An 11,751-nucleotide genomic window follows, 5' to 3' on the forward strand; every position below is an offset into this window, starting at 1 on the left:
CGCGGCTATTTTGTCCGGCTGGATGAGATTGCCCCGATGCACGAGAATGTGGGATTCGACACCCTCAAGATTGCAGGTATCGAGCCGGCTATCTCTGCAGACGATGAGAGCTACAACACACTTGAAGGGAAGGAGAGAGACCTTTGGTTGGATCTTCTGTTCAAAATCAGTGCAGAACAAAGCATTGTGGCTTCGTCCAGACACATACTCTATGTGGGGCAAAAACCAGACAGCTGAGTCCCATAGGTCCGAATATATAAAGAGAAAAAATGCGGATACAGATTACCGATACAGAGCAGACGGACGGAAAAATGAGTGAGGCTAACTTGGATTTGGCTCTCCGGTTACTGCGAGAGGTAGGAGCGGTAATCCTTGAGAATGCTGTGCCGCTCGATATTGTCAAGGAAGCACAAACCGCCTATTTCGATGCAATCCGACGCGGCAGGAGGCGTAAGGTGCGTCACGCAAACGAAATGCCGTTTCTCCATCACCAGTTTATCGCCAACCCGTTCACACTCCAAGTCATTGAAGGCGCCATGGGCAAGAAGGTAGCCTTATTCCTTTCTTGGATCCATGACAGTCCCCCAAACGCAGACGAAAACGAGGTAGAAAGCATCCCCCATCGCGATGGAAACCACCTATTTCCTGAACTGCCCTGCGTCCTCCCTGTATCGGGGATTTATGTAGACATTCCACTAGTCGATTTTTTAGAGAAAAATGGAGCCACAAAGATTTGGCCCAGCTCGCACCTAATCATGGACTATCCACCATCAGACGTTCAAAATCTAGGAGAACGGGGCAAGCATTTACCCTCCCTACAGGCGACAATGCCGATGGGCTCTCTGATTCTTCGTGATATGCGATTGTGGCATGCGGGGATGCCGAACAGAACCGATACAAACCGTCCAATGCTCGATCTCGGCTATACGCGTGTATTCGCCTTCGAATCCCTCAAGAGCTCAAGAAAGATTGGTCTAAGTCAGCTAAGAAGCTGCTTCGGACAGGCTAGGCTTTATCTCCCTTCTTGGAAAGGTGTCTCACACATCTCGCATCTAAAGCCATGTCAACGCTAAACGCTTAAAAAAATGAGAGCAAGTGAATCTTTTCTGAAATTCCCCCTTGATACTTAACATATGTTATGTTACAATTGCAGCCATCATCTCACTTTTTGCAACGATTACAGTTAATCGCTGTTTGTGTACGGCTAAAACGTTACCAGAAAATTCAACCCATAAAAGCGGTCATCTCTGGCCACTGGCTAAAACGAGGGGGAAAAATGAAAAAACTCACACAAGCCGCATTTCAGAACGCGAAGAATTTCATAATGGATCAGGGAAGGGCGTTGGACCAAAGGCAATTTGAATTTCACTTTGAAACCGGATCTGCCGATGCTGTTCTTGCCGAGCTAGCATCTTATCAGAACGACGACGGGGGTTTTGGCAACAGTCTGGAACCTGACATCAGAACATCAGTTTCGTCTGCGCTTGCAACTACGGTAGGTTTTCAGATTCTCAGGGAAATTCGGGTTACTGTGAGTCACACGCTGGTGCGGAAAGGAATCGAGTATTTTGTTACTACCTTCGACGAGTCCCGGCAGGCATGGCAAATCATTCCACCTGAAGTGGCTGAGGCGCCTCACGCCCCTTGGTGGAATTATGAGAACAGTGCCGAAACTTTCGGTCAGTTTCTGGTCAACCCGCGTGCTGAGATTGTCGGATATTTGCACGAATTTAGCGATGGAGTCCCGACCCAATTGCTGAAGCCATTAACCACGGCCGTTCTGGCACATCTGGATCCCCTGCCTGACGAAATGGAGATGCACGACATCCTCTGTTTTGCTAGGCTCGCGGAGACGGAGGCTCTGCCGAATAGGGACAAAGTTTGGGAAAAACTTGCCCAAGCGGCGGCACCCCGTGTCGCCCGAAATGCAGAGCAGCTGACTGGCTATGTGCTCAAACCCCTGTGGTTGGTTTCCTCTCCGGGATCACCTCTCGCTACTGAATTCAAGGACGAAGTGGAGATGAACTTGGACTTTGAGATTGAACAGCAGGGCGAGGACGGCTCTTGGTCTCCGAATTTCTCCTGGGGAGATCAATACCCAGAAACGTGGCAAAAAGCCAAGAAGGAATGGCAATCTAGGTTCACAGTCGATACCTTGAAAACGTTGAAAGATTTCGGGCGTATCGAATAAGTAGATAAATAGAATGCATATACGAGTATCATATTCTTGATACCAGAAATCTTATGGATACCACCCACGAACCAGGAAAAATTATCCTCATCAACGGCGCGTCGAGTTCCGGGAAGTCAACGCTTGCACGCGAATTACAGCAAACACTGCAAATGCCATTCTGGCACTTTTCGTTTGACCACCTTCGCGATTCCAACGCCCTGCCGATGGCGCGTATTCGCAGCGGTGACATTGATTGGTCGACTATGCGCCCTGCCGTCTTCGATGGGTTTCATCGGTGTTTGCCAGTTTTGGCAGAAGCAGGCAACAATCTCATCGTCGATCATATTATTGAAAATGAGACGTGGATGTCGGATCTGGTGAAATTACTCACCGGTTTGGATGTATTCTTTGTCGGTGTGCACTGTCCACTTCCTGAGCTTGAGCGCAGAGAGCTTGAAAGGGGCGATCGACGCGTTGGGGAGGCTCGGCAGGACTATCAAGTAATACACAGTTTTGCTGAATATGATCTGGAAATCGATTCGACACAGCCATGCCAGACCAACGTAAGCACACTAGTCGATGCTTGGAAATCTCGCCAATCTCCTAGCGCATTCGAGCGGATGGCTGCGCGGAAATGAACGCTCTTACCCGCTATCCCAGTTAGACGTTTAAGGTTGCATCGCATACAGAACAAAGGGACACGCTATCGCAATTTTCTAACCATCATCGCCATACATCTGATTAATCACCGCTTTATGGTTCTCCATAATGACCGGTCGTTTGAGTTTGAGCGTTGGTGTCATCTCTCCCGATTCCTCCGAGAATTCCTCTTCCATTAAAGTGAACATCCGAACCCGTTCAAAGTCCGCAAAATCGGCCGAATATTGGTTAATCTCACCCCGAATCAATCGCTGAATTTCTTGCGTCTGGAGGAGTGCAGACATATCCTCTGCTTCAAGCTGCTGCTCTGCCGCGAACTCCTTAATTGCATCATAATTTGGTACAATAAGGGCAGTAATAGTTCTATGCTGATCGCCAAGCAGCATGATTTCGCTGATGTACGGACTCTGCTTGAGTTGATTCTCAATGGGTTGTGGTGCGACATTTTTCCCATTGGAAAGAATGAGGAGGTTTTTCTTCCGGTCTGTTATTGTCAGGAACCCTTCCTCGTCAATTTCTCCGATGTCACCCGTGTGAAACCATCCATCTGCGTCGATAGCTTCCGCCGTATCTGACGGTTTGTTGAAATAGCCCTGCATGATGTGCGGTCCCCGCGACAGAATCTCACCATCTTCAGCAATTTTCACCTCTATGCCGGGAATCACGGGCCCCACAGTGCCAAACTTCCACTGGTCAGGTCTATTCACACAGATGACGGGTGAGGTTTCCGTCAGACCATACCCTTCAAGGATCAGGATGCCCGCTGCATGGAAGAACTCCGCAATCGCTTTTGACAAGGGAGCACCGCCGGAGACAAAGAAACGCAGACGTCCGCCGGTTACTGCTTTAAGTTTTTCAAAAACCAGTTTATTGGCAATACTCGCCTTCAGCGATAACATGGAGGAGGGTTTCTTCTTATGTTGGATGGCTTGACTCACCTTTGAACCGACACCGACACTCCAGTGAAAAATCTTCTGTTTGGTAGGAGAACCTTCCTTGACAGAGTTGAGAATTCTTTCGTGCATCGCCTCATAGACACGGGGCACACTCATCATAACTGTCGGGCGAACCTCCTGCATGTTCTGGCGAATAGTAAACGGGCTTTCAGCATACGCAATTGTCGCACCACTGCTAAGTGGTAGATAGTGCCCTCCCATCCGTTCAAACACATGGGATAATGGGAGGAAAGAGAGGAAAACGTCATCAGGGGTAAGTGTTACAATCCCCGTGGCTGCCTGTATATTCGACATAAAATTGCTGTGGGTCAGCATCGCGCCTTTCGGATCGCCCGTTGTGCCAGAGGTATAGATAATCGAGGCGAGGTCGTCCGGTGTAACAGCCTCACTGGCTTGCTGGTAGACCTGATCTCCGTTTTCAACTTGCTGCCCAAGTTCACATACCTGATCGAATGTGCGCACCGAATCGTCTTGCAGCTCATCAAAAATAACAATATGCTGAAGATTTGTTGGGATATTTGCATCCCAGTCCTTGATCTTCTGTAACTGCCTTTCGCTGGATACGCAGAGGATTTTTGCCCCCGAATCCCTGACAACGTACTCCACCTGTGCGGAGGTCAGCGTCGAAAACATTGGCACAGTGACCCCACCGCCGGCGAGAATTGCTAGGTCGGTTATTGCCCACTCCGGACGGTTTTCTGATAGCAGTGCAACACGATCGCCTTTCTGCAAACCGAGTTCGGTCAACCCTAGGCAGAAGTGTTTGATTCGTTCTGCGAGTGTTGCATAAGAGATGTCCTGATACTCCTTGTCAACTTTGTGAGATAACGCAGTTTTCGAGCCATGTTGCTGTATGGTATTTTGTACCATCTGGTTGATTGTTATTGTATCCATGACCAACCTCCTTGTATTCGGATTATGGGGAATCTGGGAAGCGTTTCCACTGTTGTCCTTCGTCTGTTTGAGTTACTAAACGAATTTCAATGCTCACGGCACTTGTCCGCTACCTTTCGCGCTGATGCGCATTATACCCCTACTCACAAACAGGGTCAACTGGAAAATAAAAAAATAAAAGAATATTGGAGCGCGCCCGTCACGTGCCCATTCTTCCAGCCTACCTACCACCTGTCACATCATGCGTTACATATCTATTGTACCACGCCAACTGGCGCTTGAGCATATCCAACTGATGACGCGGTTCCTCAATGCCATGCCCCTCGCGGGGATATTTGACGAATATTGTTTCAACACCGGCAGCTTTCAGTCCAGCGTAGAACTCCTCTGACTGCGGCAGAGGAACTCGAATATCTTCCTCACCGTGTAGGATGAGGGTTGGGGTGTGGACGTGATTTACATGGTTGATTGGTGACCGCTCACGGTACAATTCTAAACTCTGCGATGGAGGACCGGCAAAGTAGAGCGACATAAAACTCGGAATATCAGTCTGCGCATAAAAACTTACCAGATTGATGACACCACAAACATTACAAGCAGCTTTGAAGCGATCGGTGTGGGTGATAATCCAGCTTGTCATGTAGCCACCGTAGCTTGAACCGCCGACGATTAGACGGTCAGGATCGACAATTCCCTCTTCAATCAGAAAATCGACGCCCGCCATGATGTCTTGATAGTCGCCGCCGCCCCAGTCATTATAGTTCGCCGTGGCAAAGTCGTTCCCGTATCCATCTCCGCCACGGAAGTTCGGGGCGAAGTAGGCGAAACCCGCGCCGCTGAAATAGTGCCATGCCGGTTTGAATCCCAAATCGCGTGAGCTACGGGGACCGCCGTGTGGCTCGACAATGAGCGGATAGCTTTTTTCCACCTCATAGCCAACAGGCAGACAGAGCAATCCTTCGATCTCAAGTCCGTCACTGCTTTGCCATCGAATTACCCGCACTTCACCGAGAGCGAAGTTTTCTAGTTGTGGGTTGAGTTTCGTAAGTTGTTTCATCTCGCCTGTGCGGACAGACCCGACCCAAACATCCGTTGGAGCGTACGACTCGCTACGAGTACACAGGAATGTATCGTTATTACCGGCGATAGAAATCGCTCCAATGACGCAGTCGCCACGGGTGATTTGACAAATTTCGCCCTCCGCTGTTGAGACAGAGTAAAGCTGCCAACGCACCCGGTCCATTGCAATGAAGTAGATAATCGTTCCATCCGGAGACCAGACTGGTAGATCGGCGTTTCGATCGAGCTGAGTGGCGGTCAGATTTGTTGACGCGCCGCCTTTCGCCGAGATGGTGTGGAGGTCCTTCTGACCATATCCTGCTGGGCTGTGCAGGTATGCGATCTGTTCTCCAGCCGGCGACCAACGCGGCGAACTCTCACCGCTGGTATGCCCTGTCAATTTTCGGATGTGCTTCGTTTCAAGGTCAACGACGTGAACAGTCCCGTAAAACATCGTATCATCCGCCTTTGGGGAAGGTGTGGAGACAAAGACGATCTGCTGCCCATCTGGCGACCAACACGGCTCGCTGACGTGGAAATCGCCTTCTGTCAACCTTTGGGATTTGTCCACCTTGACATTTTCATCTGCTCCCTCCTCTGGTAAATTAAAGAGCAGTTCAGGCTCATCGTCTAGCGTTTCGACCGTAATCGTCCATAGGTGCTGCTGCTTGAAGTCATCTACCCCCATGACCACCCGGTCATCCCCTGCTTTCTTTCGCTGATCTTCAGTCGTGCTATCTTCCTCATCCTTCAGAAATGCGATCCGTTTCCCGTCAGATGACCATCGCGGATTTGACGCGCCGTTGCTCGTATGGGTGAGTTGCTTTGCCTCACCACCCACAATCGGAATGATCCAGATCTGTGGTGCGCCGTCGTCCCGCTTTGAAACAAAGGCGAGTCGTGTGCTGTCGGGCGACCATTGCGGATTGCTGTCTCCATTAGGACCATTCGTCAATTGGAACGGTTCGCCGCCATCGGTTGAAACCAGCCAAATATGACCCCGGTGTTCGCTCTTTTCAGCTTCAAGGATTGGAACGGTTCGGACAAATGCCGCACACTTACCGTCAGGCGAAATCACTGCCCCACTGAGACCTTTCATCGCAACAATATCTTCAGGTTGAAGCGTTGCTAATTCTTGACGTTCTTGAGTGTTGTCAGTCATGGTATTCTTTGCTCCTACCACCGGCGGTTTCTATATAATAGATGTGGGAAAGTCGAGACGGTTATGGTAAAATATCTTCTGACCCCATAATTTGAGTTTCAGTAAGATGATATTATAAAATGAAAAGATCGCTCAAAACAAGTGAACCCGATGATACCCCATTTTTCAGAGATTTTCAAGTCCCTATTTCATCAAGGACTCCAAGAATCGGAGCTTGTTTTGAAAAGTCTGAAACTCACAAAGATAGCGATCTCATCTGAGAATATCAAAAAAGGGGAAGACAGAGGACACAAACTCTGCCAAGAGATATGAAAAACACGGCTGAAGACGCTCTTTTTGAGCTTGCACAACTAGAAAATGACCAGATTGATCTGGCTACGGGCGCCCTTCTCATCGCCAAAGATGCCTATGTAGATCTGGACATTGAGTTGTATCTACAACGATTAAACCAGATGGCTGAAGAACTGCAATCACAGATCGGTAAGGAAGCGGATACAAGTGATCAGATTAGCCACTTAAACCGCTATCTATTTGAAACGCAGGGATTTGCGGGCAGCAGCCAAGAAAATTATTACGATGCACGGAATAGCTATCTCAACGAAGTGCTTGAGCGCAAAGTAGGCATTCCGATTACGCTTTCAGTTGTGTATATGGAGATTGGCAAGCGGATTGGATTGCCGTTGGTGGGAGTCGGTTTCCCCGGACACTTTATCGTTAAGCATCGGAACTTAGAAACCGTGATAGATCCGTTTGAGAAAGGGCAAATTTTATCCGATGAAGATCTCACCGAAAGGTTGACACACATTTTCCGTGAGTCCGTGCCGATGCATCCGCGGTTTCTACAAGCGGTTACGAATAAAGAGATTCTTGCGCGGATGCTGCGGAATCTGAGACAAATCCACTTCAGGGAAGGAGCGCATCAGAAAGCAGTCAGTGTCGCCGAGCGGATCGCATGGCTTGCTCCCCAGTCCGCACAGGACTATCGAGATCTCGGTTATCTATACTACCAAGTCAACGCCTACGGTAAATCTCTGGCTGCCTTCAATACCTATCTCCGTTTATCGGATGAGCCACCAGATCAGGAGGAAATTTCTAGGAATATCCGTGTCCTGACCCAACAAATCGCTAAACTGAATTAGTTTCGCTAATTATGTATATCTGAAATCTTCGCACGATTTAATCTCGATGCTCACTCATAAAGGAGTAATAAAGTAGGAACAAGGAGAAACTGCATGGACCGTAAACTCCGTTTTGCCGTGATTGGTGCCGGTAGATTTGCAGAGGAGTGTCAAATCCCCGGCTTGCAGCGTCACCCCAACGCAGAAGTTGTCGCACTGTGCCGTCGCAACCGTGATCTGTGCGAGCAAACCGCACTTAAATTTGGCGTTCCAAAAGTCTATACAGACTATGCAGACGTGATCACCGATGACACAATCGATGCAGTAACAATTGTGACACCAAACGTCTTCCACCATCCCATTGCGGTAGAGGCACTCCAAGCGGGAAAGCATGTTTTTTGCGAGAAACCCCTAGCAATGAGCGCCTCCGAGGCGCGTGAGATGTACGACATCGCCGAAGCCAGCGGTAAGATCCATCAGGTCGCTTTCACATTCCGCTACACGCATTGTCTCTATAAATTGCGCCAAATGTTTAAAAACGGCAAGATTGGCAAGCCCCTTTATGTTCGCATTCAATGCGATGGCTGGAGTGCGCTGCAATCATCGGCAACGGCAGCATGGCGTAACCAAAAAAGCCTTTCTGGCACCGGCATTCTTGGGGATATGGGATCACATTTTTTTGATGCGATTCGATGGGTATGCGGCGATATTATACAGGTGTGCGGTGTGTTGCATAACGTGCCGCGTGTGCGCCCACATGCCAGCACAGGCGAACCGACTCCAATTGATACCGATGATCTTGCTGCCGCTTGGTTCGAAATCGAATCCGGCTTGAAAGGTCAGTTTTTCGTCAGTAGCATTACGCCACCACGCCCAGAAAATAAATATATTGAGGTCGTCGGTGAGGAAGGGGCGCTGTTCGCTTACTTAAGTCGTGGTCAAGAGGAGGGGTTACGGTTCCGCCACCGGGACGGTGATTGGGAGACGATCGATCTACCACCCGAAGCTGCCGAAGGCAAACCGCACGCCTTGGGGCGAATGATGGGCTGTTTCGTTGATGGAATTCTTAGGGGAAAACTTAATTCGGATCGAGATCCCTCTTTCTTCGATGGCTGGAAGGCGCAGTCAGCGATTGATGCTGTCGTTGAATCTACAGAGCAGCAGAGATGGGTTGAGATTGGAAATGGGAAAAAGGATTAATGTGTTTGACAGAGGTAGGCTCATTTTTTTCTTGACCGAATGGTTAATTTGGCATACAATTACTAATGCGTTGATAATATCAAGAAATCTCTAAGTCGTTCGGGCGATTTCGGCGTTTTAACAGTGAGTGCAAGGTTAGGGTACGAGAATTTCACTTTTTCGCGAGGTTTTCTGCGTGAATAGTTGGTGGATGATGGCTCGACGCTGACTCTGTACATTTTCCCAGTCAGGAACTTATCGCGTGGGCGTCTCTCCATCGACTGGTAAATCGTCTGCCACAAAAAAACAAGCCTGCTTTAGTATCCCATGTAAGATGATACAAAGGGTTATTCAACTGTTGACGCAAACTATTTTTGGAGGTAACAAATGAGTGCGAAAAAAACCTCAGGGGCTTTGATGACCTCGTTGATTGTTCACGGAGTCGCCTTCTTTGTCACGGGTATCTATCTCGTTACCCAGACCCAGCAGTTCAAAGATTTAGTCGGTGCCGAAGTCCTACAGGCAAAGGAACCCCCCAAGCCACAAGTGCGTAAACCGGTTATCAAGCCGGTGGTGAAACCAACCGTTCCAACCACAAACACAGTGGTAGTTGAGCAAGTTCAAGTCCAACCCAGGGTAACAACAGCGGCGGTTGTGCGTCCCACCTCTGTGCAGCCGCAGACCGTTTTGGAATTTTCCAATAAAGTAGTGAAGTTGGAAGCTCCCATCAACCCCAACGTCCCTAAGGTGGTTAGCGCCAACGCTCCAGTGCCGCAAGTTGTGACACATGCTGACCTACCGGTTTCTGACGCGCCGGGTGCGTTGGCGTTTAGCGCGCCGGTGGCAACGGCTCCGAGTGCTGCCCCCGCCAACATTGGTCGTGGGATTGGCGGCATTGTGCAGGTCAAGGTCGCCTTTGCGCGTCCGAAGGGACTCGCTATGGTCGAACATGTCGGCGCTGCTCGCGATGCCTTGAGCGATGTCGTTGAGAATATTAATCTCGGTAACGTTGAGGTGCCTCCATTGCCACGTGGCGAACCCGGTGGGCATGTCGTTGGTCGTGGTGCTGATATCCGCGGCGTCTTCCGCTTCACGCGTGTCCGTCACAGTCTCGCTGACTGGTGGGCAGATGCTTCCTCACTGAATGCTTTCACCAAATGGCTCAATGAACGTACCAAGATTAAGACTGACATGAACGTCGAAGGCGGTGCGTTGAAGTTAAACGATGCTAACCTGATGAAATGCCCGTTACTCTTCATGACGGGACATGACCCGGCACACGTCCGTTCCAAGAACCTGATGGGTCGTCAATATGGCGGCGGCAAGATGGACAGCCGATTTTCTGAGACAGAAATGGCTGCATTGCGGCGGTATTTCGTTGAAAAAGGCGGTCTCCTCGTCTTTGACGACTGCGGGATCGACGCAGCGACGCAAGCGATGCCTCGCCTATTCTTGGCGCAGATGCGATATGTGATGCCAGAATATCAGGTTCAACGCATCCCAAACGAACACGAAATCTACGATAACTTCTATGAGATGGGTGGTCCGCCGACTGGATTCGACATTTTCTGGTGGGGGTCTCGCCCAGGGAGGCGCAACTTCCTTGAAGGCATTTCCGTTGGCGACAAAATTTCGGTCATTTTGGTTCGCCGTGACTACATGTGCGCGATGGAGTCGGTCAGCTTACCCACCCGCTCCGTCAAATACTCTCCCGGCGTCTATCGTTTCATGACCAACGTCGCAATTTATGCCCTGACAAGCGGCTCAATTTCGGACTATTCCGGCTATGTGCCAGAAGATAGAATGGCAGCGCGGAAGCTGCCGACTGAAGCACCAGAGGCAGCAAAAATTGGGGCACTTGAATAGAATCTGTTGATTCGGACACCTCCCGAATCAATTAACCATAAAAAGCAGCCATTCACGTGGCTGCTTTTTTTATTGCCTTTTCAGCCAAGAAGGAGATGTAGATGGAAGCATATAAGGCGCAGTTAGCATTTTCAGAGGCACAGTTGCGCCCACTTTATATCGAAGGATACACCGACCAACTCAGCTATGCGCCGGGTGATGAGATCGGGTTTCATATTTCCACCAGCGCATCGGAGTATTCATTGGAAATTGTGCGCGTCAGCGCAACTCGTGAGGTGGTCTGGAGTGAGAAAGGACTCCCCGGATCCGCGTATCCGATTCCAGAGGATGCATCGTCGTACGGCTGCCGCTGGCCCACGAGTTTCAAGCTGTGTGTGCCGGATACATGGCGGAGTGGATATTACGAAGTATCCATGCGAGCGGAGGGTAACGGCGGGGATTTCACGTACAGAAACCGCCGAACCGCTGAAGGAACACTGCACTTCGTTGTGCGGTCTGCACAGCCGGGACGTGACACGAAGATCCTGCTTCAACTGGCGACAAACACCTATAACGCCTATAACAACTGGGGCGGATATAGCGTCTACGGTTATCATGGTCACAACAATGTACAAGGGCATCGTATCTCTTTCGACCGACCGATGGCAGGGCTTTTTAGCAGATGGGAGTCGTTTTTTGTGGAAT

10 protein-coding genes are annotated in these 11,751 nt (G+C 49.7%); 8 read left to right on the plus strand and 2 right to left on the minus strand.

Translation table 11 applies throughout. The features are described from left to right. From J4G02_15385 to J4G02_15400, 4 genes are all read left to right on the plus strand, one after another. A partial coding sequence (locus tag J4G02_15385) for a hypothetical protein (GenBank protein MCE2395949.1) occupies positions 1-237 on the plus strand: 237 nt, incomplete at its 5' end. A gap of 32 nt (positions 238-269) precedes the next feature. Next, a complete protein-coding gene (locus J4G02_15390; protein MCE2395950.1) occupies positions 270-1,073 on the plus strand; it encodes a phytanoyl-CoA dioxygenase family protein in 804 nt (267 codons plus the stop codon). Positions 1,074-1,276: 203 nt separating this feature from the next. Then, a complete protein-coding gene (locus J4G02_15395) occupies positions 1,277-2,191 on the plus strand; it encodes a hypothetical protein (protein MCE2395951.1) in 915 nt (304 codons plus the stop codon). A gap of 53 nt (positions 2,192-2,244) precedes the next feature. Next, positions 2,245-2,811 carry an AAA family ATPase gene (locus J4G02_15400; protein ID MCE2395952.1) on the plus strand — a complete coding sequence of 189 codons (567 nt, stop codon included), beginning with the start codon at positions 2,245-2,247 and terminating at the stop codon, positions 2,809-2,811. Between the two features lie 78 nt (positions 2,812-2,889). Here the strand turns inward: J4G02_15400 and J4G02_15405 are convergent, their stop codons facing one another. Beyond that, on the minus strand, positions 2,890-4,683 hold the full coding sequence (locus tag J4G02_15405) for a long-chain fatty acid--CoA ligase (GenBank protein ID MCE2395953.1): 1,794 nt from the start codon (positions 4,681-4,683) through the stop codon (positions 2,890-2,892). Between the two features lie 220 nt (positions 4,684-4,903). Beyond that, positions 4,904-6,904: a S9 family peptidase gene (locus J4G02_15410; GenBank protein ID MCE2395954.1), complete on the minus strand. Its 2,001-nt coding sequence runs from the start codon at positions 6,902-6,904 to the stop codon at positions 4,904-4,906. A gap of 308 nt (positions 6,905-7,212) precedes the next feature. Here J4G02_15410 and J4G02_15415 point away from each other — a divergent pair, with 308 nt between their 5' ends. The 4 genes from J4G02_15415 to J4G02_15430 form a co-directional block, all read left to right on the plus strand. After that, the gene (locus tag J4G02_15415) at positions 7,213-8,043 is read left to right on the plus strand and encodes a transglutaminase family protein (protein ID MCE2395955.1); all 831 of its coding nucleotides are present in this window, start codon (positions 7,213-7,215) and stop codon (positions 8,041-8,043) included. Between the two features lie 93 nt (positions 8,044-8,136). Next, complete coding sequence (locus J4G02_15420) at positions 8,137-9,222, plus strand: Gfo/Idh/MocA family oxidoreductase (protein ID MCE2395956.1); 1,086 nt, start codon at positions 8,137-8,139, stop codon at positions 9,220-9,222. Between the two features lie 366 nt (positions 9,223-9,588). Then, positions 9,589-11,067: a DUF4159 domain-containing protein gene (locus J4G02_15425; GenBank protein ID MCE2395957.1), complete on the plus strand. Its 1,479-nt coding sequence runs from the start codon at positions 9,589-9,591 to the stop codon at positions 11,065-11,067. Between the two features lie 101 nt (positions 11,068-11,168). Further along, positions 11,169-11,751 (plus strand): hypothetical protein (locus J4G02_15430; protein ID MCE2395958.1); only part of this gene is annotated, 583 nt, incomplete at its 3' end.

It is taken from the genome of Candidatus Poribacteria bacterium (assembly GCA_021295755.1).
Classification (GTDB): Bacteria; Poribacteria; WGA-4E; order WGA-4E; family PCPOR2b; genus PCPOR2b.

What these genes read in the sequence shown, in the direction of transcription:
- J4G02_15390 (MCE2395950.1), top strand. Translation starts at nt 270, where the DNA reads ATGCGGATACAGATTACCGATACAGAGCAGACGGACGGAAAAATGAGT.
- J4G02_15395 (MCE2395951.1), top strand. Translation starts at nt 1,277, where the DNA reads ATGAAAAAACTCACACAAGCCGCATTTCAGAACGCGAAGAATTTCATA.
- J4G02_15400 (MCE2395952.1), top strand. Translation starts at nt 2,245, where the DNA reads ATGGATACCACCCACGAACCAGGAAAAATTATCCTCATCAACGGCGCG.
- J4G02_15405 (MCE2395953.1), bottom strand. Translation starts at nt 4,683, where the DNA reads ATGGATACAATAACAATCAACCAGATGGTACAAAATACCATACAGCAA.
- J4G02_15410 (MCE2395954.1), bottom strand. Translation starts at nt 6,904, where the DNA reads ATGACTGACAACACTCAAGAACGTCAAGAATTAGCAACGCTTCAACCT.
- J4G02_15415 (MCE2395955.1), top strand. Translation starts at nt 7,213, where the DNA reads ATGAAAAACACGGCTGAAGACGCTCTTTTTGAGCTTGCACAACTAGAA.
- J4G02_15420 (MCE2395956.1), top strand. Translation starts at nt 8,137, where the DNA reads ATGGACCGTAAACTCCGTTTTGCCGTGATTGGTGCCGGTAGATTTGCA.
- J4G02_15425 (MCE2395957.1), top strand. Translation starts at nt 9,589, where the DNA reads ATGAGTGCGAAAAAAACCTCAGGGGCTTTGATGACCTCGTTGATTGTT.